The 15,767-nt window shown below is 69.4% G+C and carries 15 protein-coding genes and 1 pseudogene; 5 read left to right on the top strand and 11 right to left on the bottom strand.

All coding sequences use genetic code 11. From position 1 onward, the window contains the following. Nucleotides 1–134 precede the first annotated feature (134 nt). From bioD to bioB, 5 genes and pseudogenes are all read right to left on the bottom strand, one after another. A pseudogene (gene bioD, locus DFP85_RS06825) lies at nucleotides 135–839 on the bottom strand (dethiobiotin synthase); the annotation flags it as partial. A gap of 1 nt (nucleotide 840) precedes the next feature. Continuing rightward, the gene (locus DFP85_RS06820; protein ID WP_133635552.1) at nucleotides 841–1,653 is read right to left on the bottom strand and encodes a methyltransferase domain-containing protein; all 813 of its coding nucleotides are present in this window, start codon (nucleotides 1,651–1,653) and stop codon (nucleotides 841–843) included. Continuing rightward, on the bottom strand, nucleotides 1,650–2,357 hold the full coding sequence (locus DFP85_RS06815) for an alpha/beta fold hydrolase (protein ID WP_133635551.1): 708 nt from the start codon (nucleotides 2,355–2,357) through the stop codon (nucleotides 1,650–1,652). The genes DFP85_RS06820 and DFP85_RS06815 overlap by 4 nt, the downstream gene beginning before the upstream one ends. Then, nucleotides 2,354–3,526, bottom strand: coding sequence for an 8-amino-7-oxononanoate synthase (gene bioF, locus DFP85_RS06810; protein WP_133635550.1), 1,173 nt, complete (start codon nucleotides 3,524–3,526; stop codon nucleotides 2,354–2,356). Before bioF ends, DFP85_RS06815 begins: the two co-directional genes overlap by 4 nt. Before the next feature lie 6 nt (nucleotides 3,527–3,532). Continuing rightward, entirely contained in the window at nucleotides 3,533–4,666 is a 1,134-nt protein-coding gene (bioB, locus tag DFP85_RS06805; protein ID WP_243737226.1) for a biotin synthase BioB, read from the bottom strand. 70 nt (nucleotides 4,667–4,736) lie between these two features. Between bioB and DFP85_RS06800 the strand changes: the two genes are divergently transcribed. Beyond that, nucleotides 4,737–5,453, top strand: coding sequence for a ComF family protein (locus DFP85_RS06800; protein WP_133635549.1), 717 nt, complete (start codon nucleotides 4,737–4,739; stop codon nucleotides 5,451–5,453). A 142-nt stretch (nucleotides 5,454–5,595) separates the two neighbouring features. Continuing rightward, nucleotides 5,596–6,582 (top strand): serine/threonine protein kinase, encoded by a 987-nt coding sequence (locus tag DFP85_RS06795; RefSeq protein WP_133635548.1) that lies wholly within the window; start codon nucleotides 5,596–5,598, stop codon nucleotides 6,580–6,582. 73 nt (nucleotides 6,583–6,655) lie between these two features. Here DFP85_RS06795 and DFP85_RS06790 read toward each other — a convergent pair whose 3' ends face one another. Then, entirely contained in the window at nucleotides 6,656–7,207 is a 552-nt protein-coding gene (locus tag DFP85_RS06790; protein ID WP_133635547.1) for a TraB/TrbI/VirB10 family type IV secretion system protein, read from the bottom strand. Nucleotides 7,208–7,488: 281 nt separating this feature from the next. Between DFP85_RS06790 and folE the strand changes: the two genes are divergently transcribed. From folE to DFP85_RS06775, 3 genes are all read left to right on the top strand, one after another. After that, nucleotides 7,489–8,046, top strand: coding sequence for a GTP cyclohydrolase I FolE (gene folE / locus DFP85_RS06785; RefSeq protein ID WP_133635546.1), 558 nt, complete (start codon nucleotides 7,489–7,491; stop codon nucleotides 8,044–8,046). A gap of 22 nt (nucleotides 8,047–8,068) precedes the next feature. Further along, nucleotides 8,069–8,479, top strand: a complete 411-nt coding sequence (gene folX / locus DFP85_RS06780) for a dihydroneopterin triphosphate 2'-epimerase (protein WP_106230363.1) — start codon at nucleotides 8,069–8,071, stop codon at nucleotides 8,477–8,479. Nucleotides 8,480–8,591: 112 nt separating this feature from the next. Beyond that, nucleotides 8,592–10,049, top strand: coding sequence for an NAD-dependent succinate-semialdehyde dehydrogenase (locus DFP85_RS06775; RefSeq protein WP_133635545.1), 1,458 nt, complete (start codon nucleotides 8,592–8,594; stop codon nucleotides 10,047–10,049). Between the two features lie 224 nt (nucleotides 10,050–10,273). Here DFP85_RS06775 and purH read toward each other — a convergent pair whose 3' ends face one another. From purH to accC, 5 genes are all read right to left on the bottom strand, one after another. Further along, the gene (purH, locus tag DFP85_RS06770) at nucleotides 10,274–11,854 is read right to left on the bottom strand and encodes a bifunctional phosphoribosylaminoimidazolecarboxamide formyltransferase/IMP cyclohydrolase (protein ID WP_133635544.1); all 1,581 of its coding nucleotides are present in this window, start codon (nucleotides 11,852–11,854) and stop codon (nucleotides 10,274–10,276) included. 82 nt (nucleotides 11,855–11,936) lie between these two features. Then, entirely contained in the window at nucleotides 11,937–12,275 is a 339-nt protein-coding gene (gene fis / locus DFP85_RS06765) for a DNA-binding transcriptional regulator Fis (protein WP_133635543.1), read from the bottom strand. Further along, nucleotides 12,272–13,330: a tRNA dihydrouridine synthase DusB gene (gene dusB / locus DFP85_RS06760; RefSeq protein WP_133635542.1), complete on the bottom strand. Its 1,059-nt coding sequence runs from the start codon at nucleotides 13,328–13,330 to the stop codon at nucleotides 12,272–12,274. The genes fis and dusB overlap by 4 nt, the downstream gene beginning before the upstream one ends. An 82-nt stretch (nucleotides 13,331–13,412) precedes the next feature. After that, the gene (gene prmA / locus DFP85_RS06755; protein ID WP_133635541.1) at nucleotides 13,413–14,321 is read right to left on the bottom strand and encodes a 50S ribosomal protein L11 methyltransferase; all 909 of its coding nucleotides are present in this window, start codon (nucleotides 14,319–14,321) and stop codon (nucleotides 13,413–13,415) included. A gap of 87 nt (nucleotides 14,322–14,408) precedes the next feature. Continuing rightward, complete coding sequence (gene accC, locus DFP85_RS06750) at nucleotides 14,409–15,749, bottom strand: acetyl-CoA carboxylase biotin carboxylase subunit (protein ID WP_133635540.1); 1,341 nt, start codon at nucleotides 15,747–15,749, stop codon at nucleotides 14,409–14,411. Nucleotides 15,750–15,767: the final 18 nt, after the last annotated feature.

The following is a 15,767-nucleotide window of genomic DNA, read 5'->3' as shown; positions in this document are numbered from 1 at the left end:
CCATCGCTCGGAGCTGATCCGTCCACAAGCCTGCGAGGAGGCGCTGTGAACCCCTCCCTGGGCGCTACCGACGCCATCCCTGGCGTAGGACCTCCTCTTCGGCTTGTACCCGGCGCTCCTTGCTTGGGATCGTCATTGGGCAGGATCAGGTAATGGGCGGCGGCTGTGGCCATGGCCGCGGGAGACTCCGCCGCCAGCCGCGGCACCACGCCCAGGCAGGGGGCGGGCAGGTGGTGCGCGAGGGTCGCCAGGTTATCGCGGTAGAGGGCGTCGTCCGCGGCCGCATCGAAGGAGAGCCCGGGGTCCACGAGGTTGCCGACCCAGCCCGCCAGGCGCAGGCCGTCTGCCCGGATCGCGTCACAGGTGAGCCGTGCATGGCTTATGCAGCCCAGGCGCAGGCCCACTACCAGCAGTACCGGCAGTTCGAGCTGGACGGCCAATGCCGAGAGGTCGTCGGTCTCGTTCAGGGGCACCCGCCAGCCGCCGGCGCCCTCGACCAGGGTCAGGTCGCGCTGCTCGGCAAGCATCGGGCGGGCCTGGTCGACCAGTTCATCGAGAGTCAGCGTCACGCCCGCCCGGCGGGCGGCCAGGTGCGGGGCGATGGCCGGGGCAAAGGCGAAGGGGTTGAGGGTCGCGTAGGGCAGGGGAGGTCGGGACTGGGCCTGCAGGGCCAGGGCATCGGCGTTGCGCAGGCCCTGGGGCGTGGCCTCGCAGCCCGAGGCCACGGGCTTGAGGCCCAGGGTGGTGAGGCCGCGGCGTCGGGCCAGGGCCAGCAGGCCGCTGGTGACCAAGGTCTTGCCGGCGTCGGTGTCGGTGCCGGTCACGAAGTAGGCGCTCATCTCAGGCGTAAAGCTCCAGGGTCATCAGGCGATAGGTGACGGGCAGCCCCTCGGGCTCGCGCTGCGTCTCGTAGCGGCGCGCCGCCCGTGCCAGGTCGGCGCGGGTGAGGCGGCCCTCGGGTCGCGATGGCTGGGCACCGATGCCCTTGATGGAGGTCATCACCGCGGCGAGGTCGGGATAGTGGAAGCGCATTGCCCGCGTCCGGCAGTCGAGGCGGTCAAAGCCCGCCGCCCGTGCCGCTTGCCGATGGCAGGTGGCGTCCCGGAAGGCCAGCAGGCCGGCGGGCTGGTCGGGGCGTGACCAGGCACGGCCCACCTCGGCCAGGGTGCCGGGGCCCAGGGTGTTGACCAGTGCCCGGCCCCCCGGGCGCAGGACGCGGCGAAGCTCGGCCATCACGGCGTCGAGGTCCGGGCACCACTGGATCGCCAGGTTGGAGACCACCAGATCCTGGCTGGCATCCCCCAGCGGCAGGGCGGCGGCATCGCCGCACAGCCAGCGGGCCGCGTCCCCGTGGGTCCGGCGGGCCACCTCGAGCATGCCTGGGGCAAGGTCCAGGCCGCTGACCGTGCAGCCGCGACCGAAGTGCCTGGCCAGGCTCGCGGCCATCTCGCCCGGTCCACAGCCCAGGTCGAGCACCCTCTCGGCTCGCGGGGGCAGGCGGGAAAGCAGCGGCTCGGCCATGACCCGCTGAGCGACGGCGCGCTCGACATAGCGCGGGGCCGCGCGGGAAAAGGCGCGGGACACACGGGCCCGCCAGTCTTCTCCCGGGGGCGTGCTCCGAGGGGCCAGCGTGGCGAGCGGCAGGGCGCTCATGGCGTGCTCCTCCCGGCGATGCCGGCGAGGCAGGCGGCCAGCGAGGTCGGTTGGCTGAGCATTGGGCAGTGGCCGGCACCGGCCAGACGATGATCGGCGCACTCGCGAAGCCGTGGGGCGAGCAGCGGGTCCCGCTCCCCTGCGACGTGCCAGACCGGGCAGGGCGCGCTGGCCAGGCGGACAGCGTTATCGAGCCCGGCGAGCTGGTCCAGCCCTGCGGCCAGGGTGGTGTGGTCGGCACCGCTGTCATCGCCGAGCAAGTCTCGCAATTGCCGGTGGGCGGCGCGTGGGTCGGGCTCGCCGGTAAGCTGCCAGCGCAGGAAGTGGCGGTGGGTCGCCTCAGGGGCACGCGCGAAGGCCTGGCGGAAGGCGGCCAGCTCCGTCGGGGGGATGCCCTCGTCATGGCAGAAGCGCTCCCCCATGCCGAGCAGCACCAGGGCCCGGGGCGCGGGTAATTGGTCGAGCAGGGCGGCGGCGAGCAGCCCGCCCAGCGACCAGCCCACCCACACGGCGTCCGGCGACAGGTCGTCGCCCATGGCATCGGCCAGCTCGGTCAGGCTGCCGGGGGCCGAGAGCGGGGGACGGGCTCCGTAGCCGGGCCAGTCCGGGGTGGTGGCCGTCATGCCACTCGGCCAGTGCTCGGCCAGCGGCTGCCAGAGTCGCGCGTCGCAGCCCCAGCCGGAGAGCAGCACCAGTGTCGTCATGGGGTGAGCTCCCGTCGGCTGGCGGTGTCTCGGGCCTGACAACCCGCCAGTCCTTCGAGCAAGGCCTCCAGGTCGGCATCGGTATGGGCGGCGCTCAGGGTGATGCGCAGCCGTGCCTGGCCGCGGGGCACCGTGGGCTCGCGGATCGCGCCGACCAGGATGCCGCGCTCGCCCAGCCGCGCCGCCCATTCCATGACCCGCTGGCAGTCCCCCAGCACCAGTGGCTGGATCGGCGTGGTGGAGGTGGCCAGCGGCAGTCCGAGCAGGGTGGCCTCGTGGCGGAAGCGCCTGATCAGGGTCGCCAGGCGGGTGCGCCGTTCGGGCTCGGCCTCGAGCAGTGCCAGCGCCTCGAGGGTGGCGGCGGCCACCCCGGGCGGCTGGGCGGTGGTATAGACGTAGGGGCGGGCGAACTGGATCAGGTGCTCGACCAGCGCCTGGCTGCCGGCCACGAAGGCGCCGGCGGAGCCCAGCGCCTTGCCGAGCGTGCCGACCAGCACCGGAACCTCGTCGACGCCATGGGCGCGGCCCACGCAGCCATCGCCGGCCTCCCCCAGCACGCCCAGGCCATGGGCGTCGTCGACCATCAGCCAGGCCCCATGGCGAGAGCAGGTCGCGGCGAGTCCGGCGATATCGGCCACGTCGCCATCCATGCTGAATACCCCGTCGCTGACCACCAGCCGGCGCCCGTCGTTCGAGGTGCGGGCGAGCAGCCGCTCGAGGTCGCCGAGATCATTATGGTGGAAGCGCCGCGAGCGGGCACCGGCGAGGCTGGCGCCATCCAGCAGCGAGGCGTGGTTCAGACGGTCCTGGAAGACCCGGGTGTCGGGGTCACAGAGCGCCTGCAGGGTACCGAGGTTGGCCATGTAACCGGTGGAGAAGAGCAGCGCCGCCGGTCGGCCGGTGAGTGCGGCCAGGCGCTGTTCCAGGGCCTCGTGTACGTCTAGGTGGCCGCTGACCAGGTGCGAGGCCCGGGCGCCGGCGCCAAGGCGCCGGGCACCCTCGGCCTGGGCCTCGGCAAGGCGCGGGTCGCGGGCCAGTCCCAGGTAGTCGTTGCCGGCGAAGTCACGGCAGCCGTCGCTCCAGCGCCGAGTGCGGCGCTGTCGCCAGCGCCCGGCGTGGCGACGGGTTGCGGCCCGCTCGGCGAGATGTGTGCTCCAGGCATCCGGCATGGCGGGTCAGGCCTGGGCGGCGTCGTAGGCGAGTTCGGTGGCCCTCGCATCGAGCGCCGCCGCCGAACGGCGAACCAGCGCGGCCTCCAGTTCGGCCTGCTGACGGGCATCGTCGGTGCAGGTCTCTCGTGCGCTCTTTTCTACCACTTCCGGATGCAGCCCCAGCTTGGCGAACAGCGCGCGGTCCTGTTCCGCCTGGGGGTTGGACGTGGTCAGCAACTGGTCGCCGTAGAAGATCGAGTTGGCCCCGGCCAGGAAGGCCAGTGCCTGGGTGGATTCATTCATCTGCTCGCGACCGGCGGAGAGGCGCACGTGGCTCGCCGGCATCAGGATGCGGGCCACGGCGATGGCGCGGATGAACTCGATGGGGTCGAGGTCCTCCACATCCTCGAGCGGCGTGCCGGGGACCTTCACCAGCATGTTGATCGGCACCGACTCCGGATGCGGCTCGAGGCGTGCCAGCTGCTGGAGCAGGGCGGCGCGGTCGCGGGGCGCCTCACCCATGCCGAGGATGCCCCCCGAGCAGACCTTCATGCCGGCCTCGCGCACGTTACCCAGGGTCTCCAACCGGTCGGCATAGGTGCGGGTGGTGATGATCTCGCCATAGTACTCGGGCGAGGTGTCGAGGTTGTGGTTGTAGTAGTCGAGCCCCGCCTCGGCCAGGCGGCCGGCCTGGTCGGTGTCGACCATCCCCAGGGTCATGCAGGTCTCCAGGCCCAGCGCCTTGACCCGGCGGACCATCTCCAGCACCACGTCGAGGTCCTTCTCGCGGGGGCTCTTCCAGGCCGCGCCCATGCAGAAGCGGCTGGCGCCGGCCTTGCGGGCGGCCCGGGCCTGCTCGACCACCTTCTCGACCTCCAGCAGCTTCTCCTTGCCCAGGCCGGTGTTGTAGTGCCCCGACTGCGGGCAGTACTTGCAGTCCTCGGGGCAGGCGCCGGTCTTGATGGAGAGCAGGGTGGAGACCTGCACGGCATTGGGATCGAAGTGGGCACGATGGACCTGCTGGGCGTGAAACAGCAGGTCGTTGAAGGGCAGGGCGAAGAGCGCCTCGATCTCCTCGACCGTCCAGTCGTGGCGGACCTCGCCCCGCGAGGCTAGGGTCAGGGAAGCGGCGCGTGATTCGTGGGACGCAGGGGGCATGGTGGGCTCGCTTATGGTCAACTTGTCGGTCATATCCAGGTTGACGGATAGCCTAAGGCCTGCGGCCGCCATGTCAACCTTCTGGAAAATCAAGGTTGACTGCTGGCTGGGACGGGCCCTGCCCGGACGCTGCGTCTTCTGCCTGACCCCCCTGCCAGGGCAGCACCCCTGGTGCGAGGCCTGCTTCTCGGAGCTGCCCTGGAACCTGAGTGCCTGTCCCGGCTGCGCCGAGCCCCAGCCGGTGGCCGCGCGGGGACATCGTTGCGGTCACTGCCTGCGTCGCCCGCCAGGGTTCGACCGCGCCTGGGTGCCGCTGCGCTACGATGCCGAGGTGGCCGGCCTGGTACAGCGCTTCAAGTTCGATGCCTCGCCACGTGCCGGCCGGGTGCTGCTGGAGCTGATGGCGGCCGGGCTGCCAGCGGAGGCGCGAGGCTGGCCCGAGGCGCTGGTACCGGTTCCCCTGCATCCCCGGCGAGCCCGCGAGCGGGGCTTCGACCAGGCGCGCTGGCTGGCCGCGCGTCTCGGGCGACAACTGGGCTGTCCGCTGGTGCTGGCACAGCGTACCCGCGACACTCGGACCCAGCGCGGCCTGGACCGTGGCGAGCGGCGCCGCAACCTGCGCGGGGCCTTTCGCCTCCCGTCAGGCCTGCCAGGGCGGGTGGCGCTGGTGGATGACGTCATGACCACCGGGGCGACGCTGGACGCTCTGGCCGTGGCCTGTCGCCGAGCCGGTGCCGAGGAGGTGCAGGCCTGGGCGGTGGCCCGGACGCCGGCAGGGCGACATTGACGATCGGACGGGAGGATTGTCGTCGAGCACAGCGAGTGGCGCCGGGAGCAGGCCGAAGCGAGAGCCGGTCCAGGCACGCTTGCTGCGACACAGGCGGACGCTTCCCTGTTAGCATGTGGACCTCGTTGACCCGGGAGCCCTCATGGACACCACCCCTCATCCCTTCGCCCAGCTCTCGCCCGCCCGGGTGGTGGCGGCCGTGGAGTCGCTCGGCTTCTGGCTGCCCGGTGAGCCCTTTGCCCTCAACAGCTACGAGAACCGGGTCTTTCTGGTGCATGACGAGGAGCGCCGCCGCTGGGTGGTGAAGTTCTACCGCCCCGAGCGCTGGACGGATGCTCAGATCCACGAGGAGCACGACTTCCTGGCCGAGCTCGCCGCGGCCGAGGTGGCCGTGGCCGCCCCCTGGCGGAACGCGGCGGGCGAGAGCCTGCATCGCGCCGAGGGCTTTCGCTTCACCCTCTTTCCCCACCTGCCGGGACAGGCGCCCGAGTTGGAGAACCCGGCCCACCTGTTCGCCCTGGGCGAGCTGATCGGCGCGGTGCATGCGGTGGGCGAGCGGGGACGCTTCGTTCATCGTCGTGCCCTGGACCTGGATGGCATGGTGCTCGAGGCCCGTGACAAGGTGCTGGCCAGCCGCTGGCTGGATCGACGCCAGCGACAGGCCTACGAGCGCATCACCGCGACCCTGCATCGCCGCCTGGCACCCCAGGCCTGGAGTGCGGATCAGGCGATCCGGGTGCAGGGCGACTGCCATATCGGCAACATCCTCGGCCGCGACGAGCACTTCGCACTGGTCGACTTCGACGACTGCCTGATGGCCCCGGCCATCCAGGACCTGTGGATGCTGTTCACCGCGCAGGAGGAGGGCGAGCGCCAGATGCAGCTCTCCGAGGTAGCCGAGGGCTACGAGCAGCACCGTGACTTCGACCGTCGGGAGCTTGCGCTGGTGGAGCCGCTGCGCACCCTGCGCCTGCTGCGCCACAGCGCCTGGCTGGTGGATCGCTGGGAGGATCCGGCCTTTCCGCCGGCGTTTCCGTGGCTCGCCGATGCCGGCTACTGGGACGGGCACCTGCGCATGCTGGAGCAGCAGCGCCAGGCACTGGAGGCCCGGCCTCGCTGGCTGGCCTGAGGCGGCCGAGGGCTGGTCCGACAGCATGAAAGACGCACCCCGTGGGGTGCGTCGCGTCGTCAACGGGGGGCGTTCAGTCGTCGTCGGGATCCGGTGCCTCGGCGGGAATCGGGTTGGCGACTCCCGCTCCCTCGGCCTCGCGGCGCTGCTCGTTGATCCTGGCGGCGGGGTTGTCCTGCTGTTCGATGGCCAGGTCGCTGGCCAGGCGCAACTGGAAGGTCTGCTCCGGGAGCAGGCGGCAGTTGCCGTCCTGACAGGCGGCGAGTCCGAAATTGCCGTCCGTATCGTAGGCGGCAGCGGAGATCTCGCCGCTGTAGATCTCGCTCTCGCTGCCCTCGGTCTCGATGCAGGTCAGCGACTGGGTGGTCAGGCGGATGCGCTCGCCGTCGAGGCGGGCGTCGCCGATCAGCACGCAGTATTCCGGCAGGGCATGGGAGGCGTCGCCATCGGCCACCGGGTGGAGCACCACGTCGTTGCGTTCCGGCGCCTGTGCGGAGAGCGTCATCACGTCGATGACCTGGACATCGACGGTCGCATCGGCCGGCAGTTCGAGGGTATCGCTCATGGCCAGGGTCGGCATCGCCAGCATGGCGGCCATCAGCAGAGAGGCATGGGTCTTGATCATGTCGGGCTCTCGAGGGTGACTTGGGCACAGCATGAAGCAGTCGCTACCTTATCACAGGCCGGGCGGGCCGGCAGCCGGCCGGTGGCGGTGAAGACGCGACACGATGTCACTCTCCGGCAATGACCACCGCTGCGTTGTCAGGCGTCATGCGCTAGACTAACGAGTCCCGAGACTCTTTTATTGTACAAGTTTAAAAACTTGTATATCTTCTGTACATGTTGTGATGGCCAGGCCATCCACCAACGACCCATCGGACACCGACATTGCCACGGGGCCTGACCATGACCGAAGAACTCGCCAACCACTATCGCCGGATCATCCACGAACTGGGGGAGGACCCCGACCGTGAGGGGCTGCGCGACACCCCGAAACGGGCCGCCAAGGCGATGCAGTTCCTCAATCGGGGCTATACCCAGTCGCTGGAAGAGATCGTCAACGGCGCGGTGTTCGAGTCGGAGACGGACGAGATGGTGCTGGTCAAGGACATCGAGCTCTACTCCATGTGCGAGCACCACCTGCTGCCCTTCATCGGCAAGTGCCATATCGCCTACCTGCCCAGCGGCAAGGTGCTGGGGCTCTCCAAGTTCGCACGGATCGTCGACATGTATGCCCGGCGCATGCAGATCCAGGAGAACCTGACCCGTCAGATCGCCGAGGCAGTGCTGCAGGTCACCGAGGCCCGTGGGGTGGCGGTGGTGATCGAGGCGCGCCACCTGTGCATGATGATGCGCGGGGTGGAGAAGCAGAACTCCAGCATGACCTCCTCGGTGATGCTCGGTGCCTTCCGCGAGAAGCAGAGCACGCGCCAGGAATTCCTCACCCTGGTCAGCGGCCGCTGATTCCCCCGCAAGGAGCCCCGACATGCCGATGCATGCCCTGGACGACCAGCATTTCGACCATGACCTCGCCACGATCCGCATCAAGAACCTGCGGCTGCGGACCCATATCGGCATCAAGGATGACGAGATCAAGAACCGACAGGACGTGGTGATCAATGCCGTGATCCGCTATCGCGCCGACAAGGCTGTCGAGTTCAATCATATCGAGCAGGCGCTCAACTACCGCACCATCACCAAGCAGGTGATCGCCCTGGTGGAGGACCACCGCTTCCTGCTGCTCGAGCGCATGACCCGCGAAGTGCTGGACCTGATCATGGGGCACGACCAGGTGCTGACCGCCCAGGTGGAGATCGACAAGCCCCATGCGCTGCGCTTCGCCGACTCCGTCTCCATCACCCTCTCCGACTCCCGGGAGCCGCGCCGGCCGCGCTGAGCCTTGTCCTGACTCGGCGATAGAAAAGGACCCCGGTGCTTGGTGCACCGGGGTCTTTCGCTTAGCATGGGGGCAAACCGACAAGAGGCCGCCTTCGCGGCAGGAGACGATCATGCAAGCCCTCAAGGAAACGCAGCTCTACTGTCCCTTCGCCTATATCGACGGCAGCTGGGTCGCCGCCGACAGCGGCGAGCAGATCAACGTCCTCAATCCGGCCACCGGCGAGGCCATGGGGGATGTGCCGCGCCTGGGGCGGGCCGAGACCGAGCGGGCCATCGCCGCGGCCGATGCCGCCCTGCCGGCGTGGCGTGCGATGACCGCCCAGGAGCGCGCCGACATCCTGATGAAGTGGCACGACCTGATGCTCGAGCATCAGGACGACCTGGCCATGATCATGACCTTCGAGCAGGGCAAGCCGCTCAAGGAGGCCGCCGGCGAGATCGCCTATGCGGCGAGCTTCCTGCGCTGGTTCGCCGAGGAGGCGCGGCGCATCTACGGCGAGACGGTGCCCGCTGCCAAGCCCAACCAGCGCATCGTGGTCACCAAGCAGCCCGTCGGCGTGGTGGGGGCCATCACTCCCTGGAACTTCCCCGCGGCGATGATCACCCGCAAGGCGGGCGCGGCCCTGGCCGCCGGCTGCACCATCGTGGTCAAGCCGGCCAGCCAGACCCCGTTCTCCGCCACCGCACTGGCCAAGCTGGCCGAGCGGGCGGGGGTGCCGCGCGGGGTGTTCAACGTGGTGCCGGGCCGCGCTTCCGAGATCGCCGCGGCGATGACCGAGTCGCCGCTGGTGCGCAAGATCACCTTCACCGGCTCCACCGAGGTGGGTCGCCAGTTGATGGCCCAGGCCTCCCAGCACATCCAGAAGATCTCCCTGGAACTGGGCGGCAACGCCCCCTTCATCGTCTTCGAGGATGCCGACCTGGACGCCGCGGTGGAGGGGGCCATGGCCGCCAAGTTCCGTAACGCCGGCCAGACCTGCGTCTGCACCAATCGCTTCCTGGTCCAGTCCAGCGTGGTCAACGCCTTCTGCGAGAAGCTGGCGGTCGCCATGAACAGCGAGCTCAAGGTCGGTGACGGCACCCAGGACGGGATCAACATCGGCCCGCTGATCGACGACAAGGCGGTGGCCAAGGTCAGCGAGCATGTCCATGACGCCGTGGACCAGGGCGCCGAGCTCTTGCTGGGTGGCCATCCGCACCCGCTGGGCGGCAACTTCTTCACGCCGACCCTGATCAGCTTCGCCAACACCAGCATGAAGGTGGCTCACGAGGAGACCTTCGGTCCGCTGGCGGCGGTCTTCCCCTTCGATGACGAGGAGGACGCCGTCAACATGGCCAACGACACCGAGTACGGCCTGGCCTCCTACTTCTACTCCCGGGACCTGGGGCGCGTCTGGCGCGTCGCCGATGCCCTGGAGTACGGCATGGTAGGCATCAACACCGGGCTGATCTCCAATGCCGCCGCGCCCTTCGGCGGGGTCAAGGCCTCGGGCCTGGGTCGCGAGGGTGGCCACCAGGGGCTGGAGGAGTTCCTGGAGACCAAGTACCTCTGCATCGATCTGGGGTAAGAGCGACAAGGCTCAAGGGGCAAGGAACAAGCGGCTCGTAGACGGGCCGCCGTTTCTCCCACGAAAAAACCCACTCGACCTGATGGTTGAGTGGGTTTTTTTCATCGACAAGGACGGTCAGGGGGCGGGGGACGGAAGGAAGAAGCCTCGGCACTATCCTGCCTTGCTCCTTGCTCCTTGCTCCTTGCTCCTTGCTCCTTGCTCCTTGCCACTCGCCGCAGGCGTCAGTGCCGGAAGTGGCGCATCCCGGTGAACACCATGGCGATGCCCGCCTCGTTGGCGGCGTCGATCACCTCCTGGTCGCGCATCGATCCGCCGGGCTGGATCACCGCGGCGATGCCGGCGGCGGCCGCGGCATCGATGCCGTCGCGGAAGGGGAAGAAGGCGTCGCTGGCCATCACCGAGCCGGGCACCGAGAGACCCTCGTCGGCAGCCTTGATGCCGGCGATCTTCGCCGAGTAGACCCGGCTCATCTGGCCGGCGCCCACGCCGATGGTCTGGCCGTCCTTTGCGTAGACGATGGCGTTGGACTTGACGTACTTGGCCACCTTCCAGGCGAAGGCCAGGTCGCGCATCTCCTGCTCGCTGGGCACCCGCTCGGTGACCACGGTCAGCTCGTCGCGGCCGACCATGCCCAGGTCGCGGTCCTGCACCAGCAGGCCACCGGTGACGCGCTTGAAGTCATGGGCGTGCTCGCGCTCGCCGGGCCACTTGGCACCGACATCGAGCAGGCGCACGTTCTTTTTCTCGGCGACGATGGCGAGCGCCGCCTCCTCGACCCCCGGGGCGATGATCACCTCGACGAACTGGCGGTCGACGATGGCCCGGGCGGTCTCTTCGTCCAGCGGCACGTTGAAGGCGATGATGCCGCCGAAGGCGCTGGTCGGGTCGGTGGCGAAGGCCTTCTCGTAGGCTTCCCGGGGGCTTGCGCCCACGGCCACGCCGCAGGGGTTGGCGTGCTTGACGATCACGCAGGCGGTGTCGGTGAAGGCCTTGACGCATTCGAAGGCGGCATCGGTGTCGGCGACGTTGTTGAAGGAGAGCGCCTTGCCCTGCAACTGGGTCGCGGTGGCCACGCTGGCCTCGCTGGCGTCGGCCTCGACGTAGAAGGCGGCATTCTGGTGAGGATTCTCGCCGTAGCGCATGGCCTGCTTCTTCTCGAACTGCAGGTTGTAGGTGCGCGGGAAGCCGTCCTCGCCACCGGGTACTCGCTGGCCCAGGTAGTCGGCGATGGCGGCATCATAGCCGGCGGTGTGCTCGAAGGCCTTGACCGCCAGGTCGAAGCGGGTGGCATCGGACACGGCGCCGTCCCCGGCGGCGATCTCGCCCAGCACCCGGGCGTAGTCGCCGGCATCCACCACGATGGTGGTGTGGGCATGGTTCTTGGCGCAGGCCCGCACCATGGTCGGGCCGCCGATGTCGATATTCTCGATGGCGTCCGTGAGGGTGCAATCCGGCCGCGCCACGGTGGCCGAGAAGGGGTAGAGGTTGACCACCACCATGTCGATGGGGTCGATGCCGTGTTCCGCCATCACCGCATCGTCCTGGCCGCGGCGCCCCAGGATGCCGCCGTGGATCTTCGGATGCAGCGTCTTGACCCGGCCGTCCATGATCTCCGGGAAACCGGTGTGCTCGGAGACCTCGGTCACGTCGATGCCGTTCTCCTGGAGCAGGCGGAAGGTGCCGCCGGTGGAGAGCAATGCGACGCCCTGCTCGACGAGGCCGCGGGCGAAGTCGACGATGCCGGTCTTGTCGGAGACGCTGATCAGGGCGCGGCGAACCGCGGCGGAGGAGGCTTGGGCCATGGGGGTCACTCTTCTGTCGATGGGGGTGAATGGGGCGGCGGGAAAGCCGAAGGGAGTGCCACGGACTCCCTCGGGGGAGCGGTCAGATCAGGCCATAGTGCTTGAGCTTCTTGCGCAGGGTGCCGCGGTTCAGGCCGAGCATCTCGGCGGCGCGGGTCTGGTTGCCCTGGGTATGGTCGAGGACCGAGGAGAGCAGCGGGGCCTCGACCTCGGCCATCACCATGGCGTAGAGGTCGCTGACGCTGCTGCCGTCGAGGTGGTCGAAGTAGCGGGCCAGCGAGGCCTCCACTGCCTCGCGCAGGGGCCGGTCGTCCGACGGGCCCGGTCGCACGCCCTCGCTCAGCATGGCGAGATCACGGGAGGCCCGGGCATCCAGCTCGGGCAGCGCGGCATTCTGGTCAAAGGATTGGCTGCTGGTCATGCGGCACAGATTCCATCCGGTGCCACGGCCCGGGCAATGCGACCCGGGGTCGCGGCGGGGTCGTGACGAAAGAGTTCATCGATGAAGCGGCGCTGGGCATGGCGACTCTCCAGGCCATTGAAGGTGGCCCGCAGGGCACGCCGCCCGGCGTCGTCGAAACGTGCATCTCCGGCCAGGTACCAGCCGAGATGCTTGCGCGCGATGCGCACACCCAGGTGCTCACCATAGAAGCCATGCAGCGCCGCCAGGTGGTCGCGAAGGACCTCGGCGCGCTCCTCATCTCCCGGTGCGGCATATGGCTGGCCATGGCGCAGGTAGTGGTCGATCTCGCGGAAGATCCAGGGGTTGCCCTGGGCGGCGCGGCCGACCATCACCGCATCCGCACCAGTATAGTCGAGGACGCGAGCGGCCTTGGCGGGAGAATCGATATCCCCGTTGGCGAACACCGGGATGCCCACGTCGGCCTTGATGGCGGCGATGGTGTCGTACTCGGCCTCGCCGCCGTAGCGCTGCTGGCGATGGCGGCCATGCACGGCCAGGGCCTGGATGCCGGCGTCCTCGGCGATGCGCGCGACCCGCACGCCGTTGTTGCTGTCGGCGCACCAGCCGGTGCGGATCTTGAGCGTCACCGGTACGTCCACCGCGTCGACCACCGCCGTGAGGATCTCCGCCACCAGGGCCTCGTCGCGCAGCAGGGCGGAGCCGGCCGCCTTGTTGCAGACCTTCTTGGCCGGGCAGCCCATGTTGATGTCGATGATCTCGGCACCCATCTTGGCATTGAGGCGCGCCGCCTCGGCGAGCATCTGTGCGTCGCCACCGGCGATCTGCACGCTGCGCGGGCCCGGCTCGCCGCGGTGGTCCATGCGCAGCCGGGACTTGCGGGTATGCCAGAGGCTGGGGTCCGAGGTGACCATCTCGCCCACCACCAGGCCGGCCCCGAGACGGCGGCAGAGCGTCCGGAAGGGGCGGTCGGTGACCCCGGCCATGGGCGCCAGGACCACCCGGTTGGGGAGCTGGTGGCGGCCGATGCGGGGCAGGGGGCGAGAGTCGGACATGGTCGGGGTCGCTGGCGTCAGGGGCTGCATATCATACGCCCCCGGTCGGCGTTGGTGAACCGCTACTCAAGGCGAATGCCTGTCAGGGGCGGCGCCCGGAAAGTCGCACCCAGCCCTCGCGGACCTCCGGCTCGTCCATGACCAGGCCCTGTTCGCGGTAGGCCTCGAGCACCGCCTCGGCCTGCCCCTCGAGGATGCCCGAGAGGGCCAGGCGGCCCCCCGGGGCCACGCGCCCGGCGATCTCGTCGGCCAGCTCCACCAGGGGCCCGGCGAGGATGTTGGCGACCACCAGCGGGAAGTCGCCCGGCTCGAGTTGCTCGGGATAGCAGAGCCGGAAGTCGGCCTCAGCCACGCCGTTGCGCTCGGCATTGTCGCGACTGGCCTGCAGCGCCTGGGGGTCGATATCGGTGCCGGTGGCCCGTTGTGCCCCGAGCTTGAGGGCGGCGATGGCGAGGATGCCCGAGCCGCACCCCACGTCGAGGACCGAAAGGGCCTGCAGTTCGCCAGCCACCGACAGGCCGTCGAGCCAGGCCAGGCACAGCGCCGTGGTGGGGTGGGTGCCGGTGCCGAAGGCTAGCCCCGGGTCCAGGTGGAGGTTGACGGCGTCGGGCTCCGGCGGGGCGTGCCAGCTCGGCACGATCCACAGCTTCTCGCCCATCCGCAGGGGATGGAAGTCGTCCATCCACTCGCGTTCCCAGTCGCGGTCGGCCAGCAGCTCGACCTCGACCTCGGGGCAGGGCTCCTCGGGAAACTCGGCGGCCCAGGCCTGGCGCACCCGGTCGAGCATCGCCTCAATCCCCTCCAGGTCGTCGTAGAGGCCGGTGAGCACCGTCTCATCCCACAGCGGGGTGGTGCCCCGCTCCGGCTCGAAGACCGGATCGTCGAAGGCGTCCTGCAGGGTGATGGCGGTCGCGCCCTCGGCGAGCAGCAGCTCCTCGAGGAGTTCGGCGTGCTCGGGGGCAATGCGGGCCTTGAGTTGCATCCAGGGCATGGGCGGTCTCCGATCGGGGCTGGGAGCGGCAGGGGGAACGCAAGCGGGGCGGCCGTGGCCGCCCCGCAGGCAGGAAAGATGCCGGGCTCAGAGGCCCAGCTTCTTCTCCAGGTAGTGGATGTTGACGCCGCCCTGCTGGAAGTAGCCGTCGCGCACCAGGTCCTTGTGCAGGTCGGTGTTGGTCTTGATGCCTTCCACCAGCAGCTCGTCCAGGGCGTTGCGCATGCGGATCAGCGCCGTCTCCCGGTCCACGCCCCAGGTGATCAGCTTGCCGATCAGCGAGTCGTAGTGGGGCGGCACGGTGTAGCCCGTGTAGACATGGGAGTCCATGCGCACGCCGAGACCGCCGGGCGGGTGGTAGAGGGTCACCTTGCCCGGCGAGGGCATGAAGGTCCTGGCATCCTCGGCGTTGATGCGGCACTCGAAGGCGTGGCCGGCGAGCTTGACGTCCTCCTGGCGCACCGACAGTGGTAGGCCCGAGGCGATGCGCAGCTGCTCGCGGACGATGTCCACGCCGGTGACCATCTCGGTCACGGGGTGCTCCACCTGGACCCGGGTGTTCATCTCGATGAAGAAGAACTGGCCGTTCTCGTAGAGGAACTCGAAGGTGCCGGCGCCCCGGTAGCCGATGGTGATGCACGCCTCCCGGCACGCCTCGAGGACCTCGGCGCGGGCGGTCTCGTCGATTCCCGGGGCGGGGGCCTCCTCGATCACCTTCTGGTGACGGCGTTGCAGCGAGCAGTCGCGATCATAGAGGTGGATGGCGTTGCCCTGGCCATCGGCCAGCACCTGCACCTCCACGTGGCGCGGGTTCTCGAGGAACTTCTCCATGTAGACGGTGCCGTCGCCGAAGGAGGAGTAGGCCTCGGTGCGGGTGACGTTGACCGCCGAGAGCAGGTGCGCCTCGGTGTGTACCACGCGCATGCCGCGCCCGCCGCCCCCGGCGGCGGCCTTGATGATCACCGGGTAGCCGATGCGCCGGGCCACGGCGAGGATCTCCCCCTCGTCGTCACCCAGGGGACCGTCGGAGCCGGGCACCGTCGGCACGCCGGCCTTCTTCATCGACTCGATGGCGCTGACCTTGTCGCCCATCAGGCGAATGGTCTCGGCACGGGGACCGATGAAGGTGAAACCGGAGCGTTCGACCTGCTCGGCGAAGTTGGCATTCTCGGAGAGGAAGCCGTAGCCGGGGTGGATGGCACTGGAGTCGGTGACTTCCGCGGCGCTGATCAGCGACGGGATGTTCAGGTAGGAGTTCGCCGAGGAAGCCGGCCCGATGCATACGGCCTCGTCCGCCAGGCGCACGTGCATGAGCTCGCGGTCGGCCGTCGAGTGGACCGCCACCGTCTTGATGCCCAGTTCCTTGCAGGCGCGCAGGATGCGCAGGGCTATCTCGCCACGATTGGCGATGAGGACCTTGTCCAGCATGAGGAATCCGCCAGTTGG

It is taken from the genome of Halomonas ventosae (genome assembly GCF_004363555.1).
Lineage (GTDB): Bacteria > Pseudomonadota > Gammaproteobacteria > Pseudomonadales > Halomonadaceae > Halomonas > Halomonas ventosae.
This window is presented reverse-complemented; position numbering and strand designations above follow the sequence as displayed.

Bases quoted from the DNA above. Each gene is read 5' to 3' on its own strand.
- DFP85_RS06820 (WP_133635552.1), bottom strand. From the start codon at position 1,653: ATGAGCGCCCTGCCGCTCGCCACGCTGGCCCCTCGGAGCACGCCCCCG.
- DFP85_RS06815 (WP_133635551.1), bottom strand. From the start codon at position 2,357: ATGACGACACTGGTGCTGCTCTCCGGCTGGGGCTGCGACGCGCGACTC.
- bioF (WP_133635550.1), bottom strand. From the start codon at position 3,526: ATGCCGGATGCCTGGAGCACACATCTCGCCGAGCGGGCCGCAACCCGT.
- bioB (WP_243737226.1), bottom strand. From the start codon at position 4,666: ATGCCCCCTGCGTCCCACGAATCACGCGCCGCTTCCCTGACCCTAGCC.
- DFP85_RS06800 (WP_133635549.1), top strand. From the start codon at position 4,737: ATGTCAACCTTCTGGAAAATCAAGGTTGACTGCTGGCTGGGACGGGCC.
- DFP85_RS06795 (WP_133635548.1), top strand. From the start codon at position 5,596: ATGGACACCACCCCTCATCCCTTCGCCCAGCTCTCGCCCGCCCGGGTG.
- DFP85_RS06790 (WP_133635547.1), bottom strand. From the start codon at position 7,207: ATGATCAAGACCCATGCCTCTCTGCTGATGGCCGCCATGCTGGCGATG.
- folE (WP_133635546.1), top strand. From the start codon at position 7,489: ATGACCGAAGAACTCGCCAACCACTATCGCCGGATCATCCACGAACTG.
- folX (WP_106230363.1), top strand. From the start codon at position 8,069: ATGCCGATGCATGCCCTGGACGACCAGCATTTCGACCATGACCTCGCC.
- DFP85_RS06775 (WP_133635545.1), top strand. From the start codon at position 8,592: ATGCAAGCCCTCAAGGAAACGCAGCTCTACTGTCCCTTCGCCTATATC.
- purH (WP_133635544.1), bottom strand. From the start codon at position 11,854: ATGGCCCAAGCCTCCTCCGCCGCGGTTCGCCGCGCCCTGATCAGCGTC.
- fis (WP_133635543.1), bottom strand. From the start codon at position 12,275: ATGACCAGCAGCCAATCCTTTGACCAGAATGCCGCGCTGCCCGAGCTG.
- dusB (WP_133635542.1), bottom strand. From the start codon at position 13,330: ATGTCCGACTCTCGCCCCCTGCCCCGCATCGGCCGCCACCAGCTCCCC.
- prmA (WP_133635541.1), bottom strand. From the start codon at position 14,321: ATGCCCTGGATGCAACTCAAGGCCCGCATTGCCCCCGAGCACGCCGAA.
- accC (WP_133635540.1), bottom strand. From the start codon at position 15,749: ATGCTGGACAAGGTCCTCATCGCCAATCGTGGCGAGATAGCCCTGCGC.